This is a genomic window from Nitrincola alkalisediminis (assembly GCF_009821115.1).
GTDB lineage: Bacteria > Pseudomonadota > Gammaproteobacteria > Pseudomonadales > Balneatricaceae > Nitrincola > Nitrincola alkalisediminis.
In genome coordinates, this window is record NZ_VYTY01000004.1 from 1 (window position 1) to 17,502 (window position 17,502).

Below are 17,502 nucleotides of genomic sequence, written 5' to 3' on the forward strand. Positions count from 1 at the left end.
CCGAACTCAGAAGTGAAACGCGTCATCGCCGATGGTAGTGTGGGGTTTCCCCATGTGAGAGTAGGTCATCGCCAGGCATTTATTTAGAGAAGCCCCTGATTCCATGAGTCAGGGGCTTTTTGCTTTTTTAAAATCTTAAAACATAGGGTTTTAAACCATCTTTGTTTATACTTGTCTCTACTATTCTTGTAACGCTAAGGCACTTTTTATCACCTTATGAATACGATACTTTTAATTATTATGTTTCTGTTGGTCATTCTTGGCCTACTATTCTTTATCAGAAAACAGCTTCGCAGTGAAAAAGAAAGAAAAGAGAAGATTCAAGATGAGCTTGATAAGGCTGAAGAGGCCGCCAGAAAGCATAAAGCTTACTTAATCGAAAGCATCCAAATTATAGCGAAGGGTGTTCTAGAGGAGCAGTGTGGTGTAACGGAAGGCTGTATACGACTCAAGGTGTTAATAGAGAATATCGCGCCACACTTATTACATCATGCTGACTTAAAGGCCATACAATTGATCTTTGATAAAACTTCGCACATACCACTACTGAATGATTGGAAAGCACTGACGGCATCAGAGAAAGAGACGTTTTTAGCTGAAATGGCCGAGATCGAAAAAATGTATCGGTCTGATGTTCAGGCTGCCGCTCATTTTATATTGCAGTATCCGTTCAATCAGACCCAGCAATGATAGAGTTTTTTGTTATTTTTGTTATTAGTGCACTATTTCTGGGGCTAGTTGGCGTTGCACTTGCTTTTGGTCGCTCGCCTAGTTATCGACCCGACCGAGGGTATGTCTTGAAACTGCTGAGAGGCATCCAGGATGGCACAACAGAGGCCCATGTATGGGATATGTTTATCGGTTATCCTATAGGGCATGACCCTGAATTGGAGCTTTTGCGTAGGGAAATTGTAGCTATACATGAAGGGGATGAAAAACATCCGCCAGCACCTTCAGGTATTAATGATTTTATATACGATCGTGAGACACGGAAGCGCTTGTTGGTGATTGAGCAAAAGCTCGAAACGTTGATAGAAAGTCAGCCTATTATTAGGGACTTTTAAACAGTCTTTATGTGTCTTCAATTTGTACAACGCGTTTTAGACGGTAATAGGCTTTCCAAATCGTTTTTATATCATTGGTCTTTATCGCATCTGATAATGCTGCTGCTGAGTGTTCAATTTCAGGTTTTTCAAATATACCTGAAAACCCCTTAAGTTGATGTAAATTTTTATCCATTTTTGTGTAGCTTCTGTTTTTCATAGAAACTTCTATTTCATTAATTTGATCCATCAACTCATTCTTCAACTCACTGATGGTGGTGAGCTGTCGTGTTTCTGTAAAACGTATTTCAATTTTTGGTAAACGACTGTCTTTTTTAGCAAGAGCAGAGTTTAATATATCTGAAAGTTTATCAATATTTATGGGCTTTAATAAGACTTTAAAAATACCTGTAGCATTCAACGCCTCCCTTTCTCTAGGGGAAATATTGGCCGTTAATGCGACAATTTCGAGCTCTGGATGCGTTTTCTTAAGTAATTTTGATGCTTGAATGCCATCCATATCCGGCATATTTATATCCATCATGATTAAGTCAGGTGTACTCATTTTGACTTTTTCTATGACTTCTAGACCTGTTTCTGCGTTCCGAACAGTAGCTCCAGCTTCTGTTAGCATTCGATTTATAAGTAGGCGGTTATATTTGTTGTCCTCTGCAACCAGAATATCCAGTGGTGTATGGAGCCTTGGAATAATTTGATTTTCTTCTGTATACTGAATGTTACGAAATCCAAGTGTACTGTACAGCTTGCTTGGTGATACAGGCTTACTTAATAGTTGTGTATTTTTGTCTCTTACTGAAAATTTACGATCAGATGGAACCATAAAAATTAATTTGATGGATTTATATTTGTGTCGAATTTGACGAAGAGTCATCTGCAACAGGCGATCATTTGTAAGTTTTGGGGGAAACCCAACGACAATGCAACTGAAAAATTGCTTGCTTTTTAAAAGATCTTTTATCGAGCTATATTCTTTTGAGTAATCAGTCACATTTTGTAATTGGGAATGTAGAGCTGATGAGACTTTAGGGTGAGGATCGTATATTGCTACACTAATTGGCAGCATTTCAGGAAGTTCATTTCTAAAAACATGTGTTTTGATTGGTAGGTTAACAACAAATTCTGAGCCTATACCCTCACTACTTTCTACACAAATACTGCCTTGCATGAGACTAACCAGTCGATTCACAATGGCTAATCCAAGACCTGAGCCACCAAAACGTCGACTGATGCTGCTATCGGCTTGAGTAAAGGATGAGAAAAGCGATTGCTTGTACTCTTCAGAAATACCGATGCCAGTATCTCGAATGGATATTTTTAAAGCTCCTCCATTCTTATGATCATAGTAGGGCGATATGATGACCTCACCTTGTTCTGTAAATTTTATCGCATTGCTGACGAGGTTTGTAATAATTTGTCGAATGCGAGTTGGATCCCCTTTCAGATAGGGTGGCAGTGCATTTATTGGATTATAGATAAGCTCAAGGCCCTTTCCATGTGCAGTGGGGGCTTGCATTTCTAATGCTTTATAGAACAATTCTGATGGGCTAAAGCTGATCTCTTCAAGCCTCATAACGTCAGACTCTAATCGAGTGAAATCTAAAATGTCATCAATAATGGTTAGTAGTGTTTGCGAGGTTTGATCAATAATTCGTAGATAGTTTTGTGTCTCCTCAGGACGGTTGTTTAGCTTGAGCATTTGTGTAAAACCGATCACGGAGGTTAAGGGCGTTCTAAGCTCGTGACTCATACGTGCTAAAAATGCATCCTTTGCATGGTTGGCATCATCTGCTTTTTCGCGCGCTTTTATGAGCTCTAAGTTGGTTGTTTCAATGTCGTGGAGGCTGCGTGAGAGCGCTTTTGTTGCTTTTTCAATTCTGAGTTCTGCTTCTCGGCGACTTAACTGAACATTGGCAGCAAGCTGATTAATACCACTGGATAGCATGTTGAGCTCCAATGTGGCTGAGTTGCGCGCACGAGCATTTAGCTCCCCGCGTTGAAGTCGTTTGATGACTTCAGTTAGACCGATGATGGGCTCTGTAATGCGTCGACCAAAGAATTTGGCTAACATCAATGTGATGATGAAGCCAATCATGATGATTTGTAAACTGCCTAAAATAATATGGTTTTGGCGTTTGATCATGGGTTTAGCTGAGACTAAGAGAATGACCCAGCCGATAATCTCACGCTGTGTATCAGCTATAGCGTATTCGGGATTATCACTAAATTGTATTGGACCGACTCGAACCGGCTGCATGAAGTACCAATAGTCGTCAATGATTGTAAATTCGTCGACTAATAAATCGATGGGTAGCTCTTGATCTTCTGTTCTAAAAACAACATTTTTGTCTACATCAAGGAAGACGACATCTGAGATCATGGGATCTTTAAGCAGTTGTGTGCTTAAGGGGTTGAGTTCACTGACATTCCCGCTAAAAATTCCAAAGACAGAGGCCGCTGATAGTAAACGTGTCAATTCTGTTCCTTTATCGATGAGGGCATTGCGTGAATCATCGAGTTTTGTTGTGGTAAAGTAGAAACCTAGGATAAGTGTTAAGACCAGCATGGGTGCGAGAGAGAGGAACAAAACGCGGCTACTTAAAGAAGACTGAGTGATTGCCATGATTACTTACCCGCCTTGAGTGCATCCAGCATTTCATCGACTTCAGGGAGAGTGATTTGAAGTGTTCTAGCGGCACTGCGATTAACACTTAACGAGAAATAATTTGGAAAGCTAGGTGGCGGTAAGTATCTGTGTTCCATAAAGAAATCAAGGATTTCACCTGTCTGACGGCCTATCTGTGTTGGAGTTGAATAGAGACCAATCACCGCACCTGCATCGACGTAACTTGCTGAAAATCCGATTAAAGGAACCTTATTTCTGAGTGCTATATACAAGGACCAACGTGTAGCACTTTTGTTGAAAAGAGCATTGTCGGGTAATGACAAAAACACATCACTCTGTTCAATGATCGGGGTTAATTCTTGCACAGGGTTGTCAGACTCGAACAAGCGAGCCGATATAGGTGTGAAGTGATGCTTTCGACTATAGGCGTCAAAATGCGCTGTCAAGTGGTGTGAGTTTGGGCCCAGCAGGGTTCCTAAATATTGAGCTTCAGGCTTAATCAGACGCGCTAGGTGAACCTGTCGTTCCAAGGGTTGATCCAAGAAGAGCGCAGAAAGGTGCTCTTGGCTAAGCCTAAGAGATGCTTGAGTGGTTTGTAAAATGAGCTCATAAGCTTGTGACGGTAAGAAGGTGCAAAATAGGTATTGATGACTTTGAATAGCGGTTAAAACACTTTGGCAAGCGCGCGCGCCTATCGCTATGAATAACTGTGATGAAGCAAGTGTCTGTGTTTGATCAGACAGTGAATACACTTGTACCGGATGATGGCTTGTTTGCTCCATTGCTGAAACAACGTTGAGGTAGGTTTGGGTGTTTTCACTTAAAACAACACTCACAGCTGCATAGGATTTAATGATGGATAAACAGAGCACTAAAAGAATACAAAGCGCCATAAAGAGTTTTTTCAGTGATACTTTTAATGTTAGGTATCCATTCATCACATGTTCCATTTGTGTATTCAATCAAGGCTGTATTTCATTTGAAGAAATACTCGCCGTCCGAAATGATGATCCTGGTAAAACTCCTGATATGTTTTCCCTAAGACGTTTTGCAACGTCAGCGATATCTCGACCTCAGACTGTTTAAGACTTGACCAGCGTCTTGCAAGGCGAAGGTCATTCCTCGTATAGCTAGGCTGCTCTTTTAACGTGCCATAGGTTTTTCGCCATTTAGCGGAGCTAACCTGATAATGACCAACACTGAAATTCCAGTTATCCCATGGCTTCCAGTGTATCAGTATTGACGTGCTATGCTTTGGAGTCAATCGTTGGCTAGGAAAATTTTCATAGATTCCTTGGCTCCACTCCGATGTCTTATTGTCTATATACGTATAATTCATCAACAAATTTAGGGTATCGTTCACTTCCCATTTGAATTGGGTTTCGATCCCCATATTTGCCCAAGCCGCATTATTTTCTTTTTTTCCGGGTTGAAAGTCATCCTGAGTTTTGCGGGTGGCAATACCCTGTGTAACGCGTTCGTAAAAAAGGCGATTATCTAGGTATGCATTCAAAGGAGTAAATGCATGTAAAATGCCTACTTCCCAACTGTTAATCTGTTCTGAGTTCAAACTTGTGTTACTGACTTCTAAAGGAATATAGCCAAACTGTGTATTAATCCCGAAGTTGACGGACTGCTCTAATATAGAAGGTAAGCGCTTACTTCTACTAAATCCTATGCGACCTAAGGTGTTATCTTTGAATGAGTAGTTTATGCCCAGTCGAGTCGATTCAGCCTGATCATCCGTGTCGCGTTGTTCGTAAGATAGACCAAGGTTGAGATTGAGTTTGGGTGTAAGTGTTAATACGCTGTTATTGAAAAGACGTATGCTGTTTGCATGAATGCGTTCTTGCTGCAGGAGTGCTGGGCTTACTGTTTTTTCATAGCGATGTTGAAGACCTGTGTAGGTCCTAAAATGGGTGATTGGTGTGTATTCAAAGCCTAAAAGCGTACTGAGTGTTTGCGCTACACCATCTTCTCGATACCCCTTGTAATTTGGGTTAAGCGCTAAAAAGTCTTGAGCATCTTTAAGCGTATTCATGTTACTAAATTTCAGTAATGTGTACGGATCGGGTGTGTGCTCTTTCAATTTAAGATTTTGATAGGCATGGTCAAAATGCAAGGTCAAGGCTGGGCTAATCGTGGACGACCAACGCAGCTGTTGATAAAACGTTCGGTAGTCTTGTTGAGTAATATAACGCTCGTTTTCAGGGAAGGCATGATAGGGGTAGAGGTAGCCAATATCATTAAAACCCGTGTCTATCCCAACTCGATAGCTTATTTGTGTATGCAAGTTAGGAGAAAACTCAATCCTCGCGTTCAGAGCATTGCGCCGACTGCCATCATTAAAGCGCTTATTGCCAGTATTTTCAGTATAAAAACCGGAGAGTGAGTAGAAAAATCCACGATTTTGTTCAGAAAACTTGGCGTGTACTTGACGAGTGTTAAGGGAGCCAAAGGTGGTTGATATTTCAGCTTTTCCCATCATTGCCGGATGGCGTGTTATAAAGTTAATTGAACCTAAAAATGCATTAGAACCCAAGGTTGCGGTATTGGAACCGCGAATGACTTCAACTCGTTCAATATCAGTGGGTAGTAAGCCAATGCTATTCCAGTGAACCGTAGACAGTAAGGGAGTATAAACAGAGCGTCCATCGATCATAATTTCAAGATGGTTGGGAAATTGGTCATTTACAGAATGGTAACTCGTACCAAATACGTTGCTATTGATGTGGAAGGCTTGAAAGCCGGGAACAAGGCGTAAGATATCTACAAGGTGCTGAGCACCAGAGGCCTCAATGGTTTCTTTATCAATGATAGTTACGGAAGACGGCGTTTCTAGCAGAGTTTGAGCCATCAGTGTTGCCGATGTCACGATGGGTATCTGCGTGAGTAATGCCGCTTCAGAAAGGTCTTTTGCTGAGACGTTCAGACATATAACGGTTAAGCTAAACAGTAGGATTATTCTAAGTGCATGGGAGATATAATATGAAAAAAACAAAATGATTACATCCTTGTGGATCACGCGACTTACGCTAATTAGTACGTTAAACGCAGTTGTAGATAGGTTCTGCGTTCAAAATCATGGTAATCGTAAAACTCTTGGTAGGTTTTATTGAACGCATTTTGCACAATTACGACTGTTTCTAGCTCTTGCTTTGCTCCTATGCGCCATTGCTTCGATAGGCGCACATCGGTTCTATTATAGGCATTTTTGTCATCGCCTTCTAGCCAATGTACGTTTCCCATAAAGTAATGAGAAGCGCTCAGTTGCCAATCAGGAGCGGGTGACCAATTTATCAGGAGAGACGCTGTGTGCTTTGGTGATAGCATGGAACGATTAAAAAAACCACCGCCAATACCATCATTTGTCCATTGAACTGCGTCTGTATCGATATAGGCATAATTGGCTAAAAACCAAATATCGTCATTCAGCTGCAGTTTTAGTTGCGTTTCAATCCCTTGATTGCGCCACTCGCCAATGTTGCGATTTTGTCGGGCTCGTTGACTGGGGTGCTCCTCTTGCACTGCGAGATTGTAACTGGCGATACCTTGAGTCACCTTTTCGTGGAATAGTCTAAGATCAATATAACCTGGGAGATGTGAGAATTTATGAATAAAGCCGATTTCACTGCTGTTTATCTGTTCAGGTTTCAGGTTAGAGCTGGCAATCACGGAGGTGTCATAAGCGCTACCATCAGGGTTATAGAGTGTAAAATTATGGTGACGCTCTACGAGAGAAGGTAAGCGCTCACTTTCGCTATACCCTAGTCGAAGTGTGCTATTGTCCGTTAAGCGATAATTGCCACCGATGCGATAAGAGTGTGCAGCTGAACCGCCTTCTTGCTTTTCAAATAAGGCGCCCATATTCAGTATCAGGTTTGGCTTGATACTGTATTGGAGATGGTCAAAGATGCGAATGCGTGTGCTGCTCACATTTCCATCCTGAAATAGAATACCGCTCTTTCCTTGGTCGTAACGTAAGCCCATACCTGCGGTGTTTTGCAGCTTGCCCTCTTGGTGATTGATCGCGAGTTGTAAATCGTGTTGAGTAGTTGATCCATCTTCACCTAAGCGTCTGAAGCCTGGATTTGTGTCAAGTAACGATTGCATCTTTCGATAACTTGCACTTTGTCGAACTAAATCTGGATAAAGCTGCCAGAGCGCATACTCACTCGGAGAAATCAGGCTGTGCAATAAGTCATCAAGAGACTTATTTTCTTCCTCCAAACGAACATGACTGCGATAAGCCGTTAAATTGATTTGGGTTTTATCAGACAAATCTCTGCGCCAGCGAAGGTGTTGGTAGTCAGCATCATAGTCTCGACGAGCTGTATATATACTATAAAGACGATAGGATGGGGCTTTAAGTGAGCCAATCGTAATATGGCCAGTATCATACCCTAGCCAGACATCCACTTGGTCTTGCAAGGTAGGAGAGAAGCTACCTGCAAATGACATATAACTACGTTGGCCACCATCTTGGAAGCGTTTTGAGCCTGAATTGCTTTCATGACTAAGGCTTACGCGGTAATGACCGGATGCATTGGCTTCGGTAAAGCGTACATGTGCCATCTGTGTGTCTAAAGACCCTAATGTCGAGCTGAGATGCAGGCGTGGTTCGGCGGCCGGATGACGCGTAATAATATTGATGGCGCCCATAAACGCATTTGAGCCATGAGTGGCTGTATTTGAGCCTCGAATGACTTCAATTCGCTCTATGTCAGAGATATGCAGACCAAGAGAGCTCCAATCGGGTGCTGAAATGAGCGGCATGTACACCGAACGCCCATCAATCATCACTTCTAACCGGTTAGGGAAGTCGTTTGTAAAGCCATGGTAAGTGACGCCAAATTTATTGGTATTGACATGGAAGGTTTGAAAGCCGGGCACTAGCCTAAATAAATCTGGAACAGTGATTGCACCTGAGGCGGTAATGGTTGCCTTATCAATGACGGTTATGGATGCGGGTGCTTCGGTAAGGTTCTGTGATAATCGCGTGGCTGAGGTGACGACGGGAATATCCGTAAAAAAGTCATTTTCAGTTGGGAAAATTAAGTCGGTTTGAGCATAACTAATCGATACACAAGAGCATGCTGTGAGGAGTATCAATAGAATAAAAGATCGAATTGAAAAAGGGCGATTAGGCATTAATTCTCTTCTACACTGGGTCATAACTCATAATAGATGAACTATACCGGATGCCTGCAGAAATTAACACGCCATCACTCAAATACAGAATTACCCTTTAGTGGGTAACTCTGTAAGTGTCGAGCGACAATCACTTACTGGCGAATGCCTTCTATGACCAAATCAAGATACACTTTCTCGGCTGCAGGGCCTAAATTAAAGTTTGCACCAAAGTCAGGAAGATTCAGTTCTGCGGTACCAACAAAGCCTGTTCTGTATCCACCCCAAGGGTCTTGACCTTCACCCACTTTTTCAACTTGGATAGCAACAGGTTGGGTTTGGCCTAAAAAGGTCAGTTGTCCTGACATAACACCCTTGCCATCACCTAGGTCTTCATAAGAGGTGCTAACGAAACGTGCGTCTGAATATTGGCGAACATCAAAGAAGTCAGAGCTGCGAATGTGACGGTCGCGTTCAGCATGATTACTGTCGACGGAGGCTGTGTTAATCACGACTTCTAGTTTAGTGTCTTCTGGGCGATCTGAATCATAGGAGTAAGTGCCTGAAAACTCGTTAAAGCGTCCAGTGACATAACTAACACCTAGGTGATTGATTTTGAAGTTAATAGAGGCATGAGCACCTTGAGTGTCAATCACATAATCAGCTGCAAAAATAGGGCTTGCAACTAAAGCACCTACCAAGGCAAATGGCTTGAGTTTTTGAAAAATCATTGAGAGTCTCCTTTGATGCCCAGCATGCGGCTGAGCGTATTGTCTTTCGATATATAATGATGTTTGAGCGCCGCTAGCGCATGCAAACCGACTAAAATCATCATCAGCGTTGATGCGTAAAAATGTATGTCGCCAGCTAAATCTTCTTGTCGAGTTGCTAGAAAAGGTAAAGCAGGTACACTGAACCAATCGAACACTTGAATACTGCGTCCATCCGCCGTCGAGAGTAGGTAGCCAGAGAACACGACAACAATTAACAGCAAATACAATGCAATATGACCGGCTTTGGCGGCGATAGTTTCCAATGAGCTTGATGAACGTATCTGGGGTTTTGGCATCAAAGCAGACCAAATCATTCGTATGATCAGAAAACACGCCACTAAAATACCAATGCTACGGTGAATATTTGGGTAGATACGATAACCAGGGTCATAATACCCTAGAGAGACGATATACAAGCCAAGGGGGTACATTCCTAGAATTGTTAGCGCCATTAGCCAATGAATACTGATGCTGACCCAGCCATATGTCTCGGTTGTATTAACCCATGAACGCGTAAATTTCATACTCTACCTTTGTCTAAATGTCTCAGTGTAGAGTAAAGAGTTCGGGCTTATTCGTCTAATGCATTATTTGGATAGCGACTATGCATAAAGTGAATTTTGCAAATTTAGATTTGAATTTATTACGTGTTTTGCATTGTTTGTTAGATGAAAAGCATGTCTCGAAAGCAGCAGATCGTTTGCACTTAAGTCAGCCCGCGGTGAGTCGCGCCTTGGCACGCCTTAGGGAAAGTTTAAATGATCCATTGTTAGTGAGGACGGCTCAAGGCTATGCACTCAGTGCGCGAGCGGAGTCTATGCAATTGGAGTTGGCTGAGGTGCTGCGCTCCATTGATCGAATGATTGCTAAGCCTGTCTTTGATCCAGCGACGGATCGCGGTGTGATCAAAATGACGGGGTTGGATTTAGAGTTGGCGCTTTATGTGCCGCAATTGGTTCAGCGTATGCGAAGGTTAGCCCCTTTTATGCATTTGGAAACTGTGCGGCAAGAGTTGGATAGCTTTTCCATGTTGGATAAGGACGATGTGCAGCTGAGTCTAAGTGGTTTAGAGCCTGTGACATCGGGGGGGAGTTTTCATCGAGTAAAGCTGGATACAATGCCTGTGGTGTGTTTGATGGATGAGAATCATCCGCTCACACGATCAGAGATGACGGCTGAGGCCTACGCGAATGCTCCGCATGGCTTGGTTTCGATTACTGGACGTGGACCGGGCAGTATGGATCAAGTACTGGAGGATGTTGGGTTGCAGCGAGAGGTTGTCCTCCGCTTAAGTGGCTTTATGTCTGTTGCAGATTATTGTGAAGGCACCGATTTAGTTTTTACATTACCTTTGCGCCTTGCTCAACGTATTTCGGCAGGTCGAAGGCTCAAAATGTTGCCTTTACCCTCGGCTCTTCAGCGAGACCCAGTGGCGTTTTATATTTATTGGCATGCGCGTCACCATCATGATCCTCGACTGACTTGGGTGCGTTCGCAGCTCTTGGATATTACGCAAGAGCTGCCCCGTCTTTGAGGTGTATAGGTCTCGATTAGCAGCTGCCATCGCGTCTAGGTTGCTGATATGCCCAGTCGACGATGAGCTGTTGCATACGAGTTCCGTGGCCTTGATGCGCTTCAGGATGATTGATCATCAATACCACCATAATATCCTCATCACAACGGCTGCGAACGTACCCAGTAATGGCAGAGACTTGATTTAACAGTCCTGTTTTTAAATGCATACGCCCGGCTTTCGGATCGTTACGGTATTGGCGTCGTGTTGTGCCATCCACACCCGAAATGGACATAGATGACATGAACTCAGGGCGGTATGGGCTTTTCCAGCCAGCGTCTAAAACCTGGCCGAGTTGATTAGGGGTAATGCGAGCGGTTCGGCTGAGACCCGATCCATTCTCGATATACAACCCAGATGTGTTAACGCCTGCATTTGCGAGCGCATTGCTTAAGGCCACTCGTGCTTTTTCAAGGGTCGCAGGTGCACCTAAGCGCTCGGCACCCAGTGTTAGTGCCATGTGGCGCGTCATCACGTTATGGCTCCATTTGTTGGCGACCTTGATGAGATCGCCCAGTGGGCGAGACGAATGCACCATCACACGTTCACCCGCCAAAGGTGTACCCGAGTGAGAGCGAATCTGACCTGTGAGCTCACCGCCCCATTGCGCCCAATGCAAACGGAAAAGCTCAGCGGCGTTATACGCTGGATCGACAGCGCTTCTTAGCAGCTCATAAGGACCGCACTGCACAGGGTAGCTCCCACTCAGTGTGACTTGGTTTCCCGTTACATCGAAACGTATGCCGCGCTGCCACGCATCACAGCTACCGGATCCCCGAGTGAGTTGATTGCTAATGCGCAGGCCAGGTAAGGGAGGCTCAACTTCAACTCGAATCTGGTTTGTGCTGTTCTCTGGAATAATATGGAACTTCAGCGCATTCGAATTGACATGCAGGGCGTAAGGCAGTTGGTTGTAGGCTCTAAACGGTTGACCATCAAAAGCCCCTGGATCACCCGCTGGGAGGTTAAAGTAGCTGTCATCTAAAATAACATTGCCTTCGATACGTTTAAGTCCGGTTGTTCTTTGTAAGTCACGCAGCATACGCCAGTGCTCTTCGCTGACATGCCCCGGGTCTCCAGTACCACGGATAATCAAATCGCCACGCAAAACGCCGTTCACAATCGGAGCGGTTGTTCGTATTTCTGTGCGCCAGGTGTAGTCTGGGCCCAGCTCCAAGAGAGCCGCGAGGGTGGTTGCTATTTTGATGGTTGAAGCGGGATTGAAGAGCTTGTCGCTATTGTGACTCGCTAAAACCTGAGTGTCATTTGCACGTTTAATCCATATACCCATCGAGTCCAAGGGTAACGACTGTGAGCGTATTGTTTGCTGCAAGCTAGATGGAAGGCTATCCGCAAGCGTCATAGAGGATAGGCTGGTGTAACCCATGAACAGGGAAGCTATAAGCAAAAGGTGACGAGTTTTTCTTAACATGTTGAGTGCTCTTATCAATCCATTTGAGTAAAAATCATTTTGCTATCATACAGAGATTGTATGATCTCTGTCAGCGTCAAATACACATACACGCAAACACTGTGGTACTCTTCCATAAGAATACTTAAATATGACAAATGGTTAGGGGGAAAGAGGGCTATGCGAGTCAGCCAACGCTTGCGTTTAGGGGTTGAGTACCTGAATGTCATTCTGCCTTTTATTCTTCTTGGGGTTGTACTCTTTGCAATTGCATGGCCGTTTGTAGAGCCTGCACCGCCTGAGCGTTTTACCCTGTCAACAGGTGCGAGTGGTGGGGCATATGAGCAAACGGGGCATCGATATATAGATGCATTTGAGCAGGCTGGGTTTGAATTACAGGTTTTGCCCAGTGCCGGGTCTGTTGAAAATTGGCAACGTCTCTTACGTAAAGAAGTGGATGCTGCGTTGGTTCAGAGCGGTACCCTGCCTGAAGGTCAGTCCCTCCAAGACGTTCAAGCAGTTGTGAGCATTGCCTTGGAGCCTTTATGGGTTTTTTATCGTTCGTCTGTGATAGAGCCCGTCGAGCGGTTAAGTGATTTGGGTGGAAAACGCATCGCCATAGGTGCAGAAGGCAGCGGTACTCAGAGGTTGGTCAGTGCATTGCTAGACGAAGTGGGGATGTATGAAACCCTCACAGAGGGCACTGAGCTGGTCAGTCTAGGCGGGCGAGAAGCCGTTGAGGCCTTGCGTACAGGTGAGGTCGATGCTGCTGCATTTGTGATGTCCCCAGATGCTCCTTTAATGACCGATTTGTTGTTGGACCCTAACCTACAGGTGCTCGATTTTAAACGTGCGCAAGCGATTGCGCGTCGTTTACCTTACTTAACGGCAGTGGTGTTGCATCAAGGGGTGGTTGACTTAAAAAAGAATTTACCGCAAAGGGATATTCATCTGTTAGCGGCATCTACGTATTTGGCCATTCATCGTGAGACGCATCGCTCGATTGTCCAGCTCTTGATTGAAGCGGCCAAGCGTGATCAGACACGCGTAAGCTTGCTGGCAGAACCTGGATACTTCCCTTCCTTGAATCATATTGATTTACCCATTGCATCTGAAGCCGACTATTTTTTTCAGCGTGGCCCCAATATTCTGCATCGACACTTGCCCTTTTGGTTGGCATCATTGGTGGATCGTTTAGCCATATTGATTATTCCTCTGCTGGCGATCATGATTCCGCTTTTTCGCGTTGCTCCGCCGGCTCTTCGCTGGCGAGTTCGTCGACGTATTTATCGTTGGTATAAAAAGTTGCGTGTGATCGATGCGGACTTAATGCGCTCAGATACGCCTATTGAACTGATTCGACAGGATTTGAAACTCGTGAGTCACTTTGAGGATGATGTGGCCAATACGGAGGTCCCTTTGTCCTATATGGAAGAGTTTTATAATTTACGTTTGCATGTGGCTTATATACGAGAAAGGTTGGAGCGTCGTTTAGCTCACCTGGAGGATACGCATGGCACTCAGCCATAAAACCGAACGACCAATGTTGGTGCGAACCGATCAAGGCTATTGTTTGACTGGGCACTGGACCACCGATCATATTCAAGCACTTCAGCGTGTAACGCTCCCTCGTTTGGAGTCGGGAGCGATTGACTGGCACTCTCAAATTCAGTCATTGGATACAAATGGTGCTGTTTTTTTACTAAAACTGATTAAAGACAATCACTCAGTCTGGCCAAAAGGGTTACTCACTGCACATGAGCGTTTGTTAAACTATGTGAGTCAGTATTCGATATCGGTTCCCGCAAAAGCCCCCGAGTTGAATATGCTGGCGGATATTGGCTACCGCGCGACGCAATCCTTGGCGCATGGACGTGAATTGCTGGAATTTTTTGGTCGTTTGTCGGCACTGCTTTTCAGTTTGCTGCTGAATCCACGGCAATTAAAAATTAAGATGCTGTTAGACGTTGTGCAGCGCGACGGCTTGCATGCCGTGCCGATTATTGCTCTTTTAGCCTTTTTACTGGGGGCGGTGATTGCCTATCAAGGTGGGTTGCAGCTGGCGACCTATGGCGCCAATATCTTTATCGTTGAGCTGGTTTCGTTAACCATGCTGAGAGAGCTGGCCCCTCTGATCTGCGCAATTATTGTGGCGGGGCGTTCAGGCTCTTCTTATGCCGCGCAATTGGCAACCATGCAAATGAATCAAGAGGTCTTGGCCTTACGTAGCTTGGGGCAGGACCCCTTTGCTTGGCTCATTTTACCCAAACTCTTGGGATTAATGCTGGTCATGCCATTATTGACCTTATTGTCTATGTTTGCAGGGATTGCAGGTGGTATGGTTGTCGCATCCTTACAATTAGGCTTGAGTCCACTTGAGTTTTTGCAAAGGTTTGGGACGGAAGTGGCCGTTATTCATGTTTGGGTAGGCTTGATCAAAGCGCCTGTGTTTGCCTTGTTGATTGTCAATGTGGGGTGCATGCAAGGTTTACTGGCGAAAGGGGGCGCTGAAGCTGTTGGACACAGTACGACTCGAAGTGTTGTGCAGGGTATCTTTTTAGTCATTATTGCCGATGCATTGTTTTCGGTATTGTTTGCACAATTAGGTTGGTAGACACCAGAGGGTATGAATGACTGTTGTCAATCTTAAGGATATAAGCACACGATTTGGAACACATGAGGTCCATCGTGGCTTGTCGTTAGTTGTGGAAAAAGGTGAGCGTCTTGCATTGGTGGGAGGCAGTGGGTGCGGTAAATCCGTTTTACTGAGTGAGATCGCGTTGTTGCGTCAACCAGATGCCGGTGATATTCAGCTCTTTGGGCTTAGCCTTCAATCACTGAATCAATCGGGAATGGCGCGTTTGCGTAAACAAATCGGCATGATGTTTCAACAGGGGGCTTTGTTTAGCAGTTTGACTGTACTTGAGAACATTATTCTCCCCTTAAGAGAGCATCAACGTTTACCTGAATCGCAATTGCAAGAGTTGGCGATGCTAAAGCTAAAGCTGACGGGCCTTCCAGATATCGCGGCTTGGAAATACCCTCAAGAACTCAGTGGTGGAATGCTTAAGCGGGCCGCCGTGGCGCGAGCCTTAGCGCTCGACCCGGCCTTATTGTTGTTGGATGAGCCCACCGCTGGACTCGATCCAGCAGGGGCAAGTGATTTTGATGACATGCTGTTAGAATTGCACGCAACGTTAGATTTGACCTTAATACTGGTGACACATGACTTGGATTCTTTATGGAGAGTGACCAGTCATGTGGCTTTTTTAGGTGAAAAAAAAGTGTTGGCTAAACAGCCCATGTCTGAATTGTCAGAAAATGTACACCCAGAAATTCAGCATTATTTTAGTAATACCCGTGCTCGCCGTGCGGCGATAGAACTGGAGAGTTAAGTCTAATGAACCCTCGTATTAACTATACACTGGTGGGTGTGTTTGTTGTGTTTTTAACCTTAGCCGGTTTAGGTTTGCTGGCGTGGTTATCCCAAGATACTCGACAGCTTCAACGTCAGCCTTACGTGACCTATTTTAGCGAGTCTGTTGCGGGTTTAAATGAGCGGGCAACGGTGCGTTACTTAGGGGTTCCTGTAGGGATTGTTGAGCGGATTTCTTTGGATCAAGAGGTGGAGGGACGTGTACGCTTAGATCTTCGTATTGATCCAGAGACTCCTATTCGAGAAAGTTCAGTGGCAAGTCTTCAAAATCAAGGTATCACAGGTTTGCTGTTTGTCGAAATTAGCAGTGGTGAGGCAGGCAGTCCACGTTTAAAAACATCCGCAGACGCACCGGCTGTGATTACCAGTCGAGCGTCTCGTTTGTTGCAAATTGCTGATGCGTTAGGGGAGTCGTTGGGGCAAGTGAATGAACTGATACAGAATCTCAATAATCTAACATTTCAAATCAGTCTATTAACGGACGCTGAAATGCGCGATAAAATTGGTGCATTGTTGGACAGTGTGGTTCGATTAACAACGAGTTTTGATGCTCAGTTGGAAACCTTGGACTTGCAAGTCTATTCAGATTTGGCGCACTCGCTGATTCAATTGAGTGATGAAATGCAGCAGCAGCTAGTGCGTATACCGGATAGTGTTGATGGAATGGGACGCCAAGTGCAAGAGAGTCTAGAGCAAGCTGGTCGGCAACTGGCGTTAATTTCAAGAGACAGTCAGGCCACGGCACGTCAAGTCTCACCTGTGTTGTCTGAATTGGAAACTCTGTTGGAATTATTAAATCGAGATACAAATGTTTGGCTGAAGGGGGCGGGTAAACGGCCTCCTGGGCCTGGAGAAACCCCATGAAATACCTTCGCAATATTGTCAGTGCCTTGTTGCTTAGCACAGTAATCAGTGGCTGTGCTTTGTTGCCCGAGTCAGGTAATGCGCCCGTGCAGTTGCAGTTAATGCCGTTGCTACAAGAAAATCGGATGAGTGTCATCGAGGGCATAGATACGCCGGTATTGGTAATAGAACGGCCTCAGTCAACCGCCGCATTAAATGGTCGTGCCATTTGGTTTCAATCGGGACGTAATCAGCTGAGTCCTTTTCGCGATCACATTTGGAGTGAGTCCTTACCGCAACAGATTGAGCATTTAAGTATCGATTATTTATCTGGGCGCTTGTCTCAGGTCAGTGTGCATATGGACAGGCCCGGTATAGACTCTGACTATCGGCTACGGATTCATTTACATCAATGGCATTTAGATCAAACGTCTCAACGTTTGTTGGTGGTGATCCATGCCGATTTATTGCGTGCGGATGGACAACGAGTCGTCAGTTGGCAATGGCAGCATTCAGAAGCCTTGATGGACGTGAGTGCGCCGGGTTTGGCTGCGGCAGGACAGGTGTGGCTGCAAAAATGGTTGGATCAGGTTGCCGATGGACTGCAAGAGTATTTATAACCAAGGTGCATTAACGTGTGATGCGTGCA

General features: G+C 44.8%; 15 protein-coding genes and 1 rRNA gene. 9 read left to right on the plus strand and 7 right to left on the minus strand.

The genetic code is table 11. The features are described 5' to 3' along the window. From rrf to F5971_RS07745, 3 genes are all read left to right on the plus strand, one after another. Positions 1 to 77: ribosomal RNA gene (gene rrf, locus F5971_RS18815) — 5S ribosomal RNA — on the plus strand; the annotation flags it as partial. A gap of 139 nt (positions 78 to 216) precedes the next feature. Further along, complete coding sequence (locus F5971_RS07740; RefSeq protein ID WP_193494628.1) at positions 217 to 690, plus strand: DUF2489 domain-containing protein; 474 nt, start codon at positions 217 to 219, stop codon at positions 688 to 690. Beyond that, on the plus strand, positions 687 to 1,064 hold the full coding sequence (locus F5971_RS07745; protein ID WP_036514105.1) for a hypothetical protein: 378 nt from the start codon (positions 687 to 689) through the stop codon (positions 1,062 to 1,064). Before F5971_RS07740 ends, F5971_RS07745 begins: the two co-directional genes overlap by 4 nt. Before the next feature lie 7 nt (positions 1,065 to 1,071). Here F5971_RS07745 and F5971_RS07750 read toward each other — a convergent pair whose 3' ends face one another. The 6 genes from F5971_RS07750 to F5971_RS07775 all read right to left on the minus strand — a co-directional run bounded on the left by F5971_RS07750 (position 1,072) and on the right by F5971_RS07775 (position 10,114). Then, complete coding sequence (locus F5971_RS07750) at positions 1,072 to 3,684, minus strand: ATP-binding protein (RefSeq protein ID WP_036514102.1); 2,613 nt, start codon at positions 3,682 to 3,684, stop codon at positions 1,072 to 1,074. A 2-nt stretch (positions 3,685 to 3,686) separates the two neighbouring features. Then, positions 3,687 to 4,625 carry an ABC transporter substrate-binding protein gene (locus F5971_RS07755; RefSeq protein ID WP_157682418.1) on the minus strand — a complete coding sequence of 313 codons (939 nt, stop codon included), beginning with the start codon at positions 4,623 to 4,625 and terminating at the stop codon, positions 3,687 to 3,689. A gap of 20 nt (positions 4,626 to 4,645) precedes the next feature. Then, a complete protein-coding gene (locus tag F5971_RS07760) occupies positions 4,646 to 6,688 on the minus strand; it encodes a TonB-dependent receptor plug domain-containing protein (RefSeq protein WP_193494629.1) in 2,043 nt (680 codons plus the stop codon). A 38-nt stretch (positions 6,689 to 6,726) separates the two neighbouring features. Continuing rightward, positions 6,727 to 8,838 (minus strand): TonB-dependent receptor plug domain-containing protein, encoded by a 2,112-nt coding sequence (locus F5971_RS07765; RefSeq protein ID WP_193494630.1) that lies wholly within the window; start codon positions 8,836 to 8,838, stop codon positions 6,727 to 6,729. Positions 8,839 to 8,972: 134 nt separating this feature from the next. Next, the gene (locus F5971_RS07770; RefSeq protein ID WP_193494631.1) at positions 8,973 to 9,548 is read right to left on the minus strand and encodes a YceI family protein; all 576 of its coding nucleotides are present in this window, start codon (positions 9,546 to 9,548) and stop codon (positions 8,973 to 8,975) included. Then, complete coding sequence (locus F5971_RS07775; protein WP_036514085.1) at positions 9,545 to 10,114, minus strand: cytochrome b; 570 nt, start codon at positions 10,112 to 10,114, stop codon at positions 9,545 to 9,547. Before F5971_RS07775 ends, F5971_RS07770 begins: the two co-directional genes overlap by 4 nt. A gap of 80 nt (positions 10,115 to 10,194) precedes the next feature. On the opposite strand from F5971_RS07775, the gene F5971_RS07780 reads away from it, so the two are divergent. Continuing rightward, entirely contained in the window at positions 10,195 to 11,124 is a 930-nt protein-coding gene (locus tag F5971_RS07780; RefSeq protein WP_036514082.1) for a LysR family transcriptional regulator, read from the plus strand. A 16-nt stretch (positions 11,125 to 11,140) separates the two neighbouring features. Here the strand turns inward: F5971_RS07780 and dacB are convergent, their stop codons facing one another. Then, positions 11,141 to 12,595 carry a D-alanyl-D-alanine carboxypeptidase/D-alanyl-D-alanine endopeptidase gene (gene dacB, locus F5971_RS07785; protein ID WP_081763934.1) on the minus strand — a complete coding sequence of 485 codons (1,455 nt, stop codon included), beginning with the start codon at positions 12,593 to 12,595 and terminating at the stop codon, positions 11,141 to 11,143. A 159-nt stretch (positions 12,596 to 12,754) separates the two neighbouring features. Here dacB and F5971_RS07790 point away from each other — a divergent pair, with 159 nt between their 5' ends. Genes F5971_RS07790 through F5971_RS07810 form a run of 5 tightly spaced genes read left to right on the plus strand, consistent with a single transcriptional unit; the run spans position 12,755 to position 17,473 of the window. Beyond that, complete coding sequence (locus F5971_RS07790) at positions 12,755 to 14,104, plus strand: TAXI family TRAP transporter solute-binding subunit (RefSeq protein ID WP_051514643.1); 1,350 nt, start codon at positions 12,755 to 12,757, stop codon at positions 14,102 to 14,104. Beyond that, positions 14,088 to 15,188, plus strand: coding sequence for an MlaE family ABC transporter permease (locus F5971_RS07795; protein WP_193494632.1), 1,101 nt, complete (start codon positions 14,088 to 14,090; stop codon positions 15,186 to 15,188). Before F5971_RS07790 ends, F5971_RS07795 begins: the two co-directional genes overlap by 17 nt. A gap of 16 nt (positions 15,189 to 15,204) precedes the next feature. After that, on the plus strand, positions 15,205 to 15,969 hold the full coding sequence (locus tag F5971_RS07800) for an ABC transporter ATP-binding protein (RefSeq protein WP_193494633.1): 765 nt from the start codon (positions 15,205 to 15,207) through the stop codon (positions 15,967 to 15,969). Between the two features lie 5 nt (positions 15,970 to 15,974). Further along, positions 15,975 to 16,874, plus strand: coding sequence for an MlaD family protein (locus F5971_RS07805; RefSeq protein ID WP_051514641.1), 900 nt, complete (start codon positions 15,975 to 15,977; stop codon positions 16,872 to 16,874). After that, entirely contained in the window at positions 16,871 to 17,473 is a 603-nt protein-coding gene (locus tag F5971_RS07810) for an ABC-type transport auxiliary lipoprotein family protein (RefSeq protein ID WP_036514079.1), read from the plus strand. The genes F5971_RS07805 and F5971_RS07810 overlap by 4 nt, the downstream gene beginning before the upstream one ends. Positions 17,474 to 17,502 lie beyond the last annotated feature (29 nt).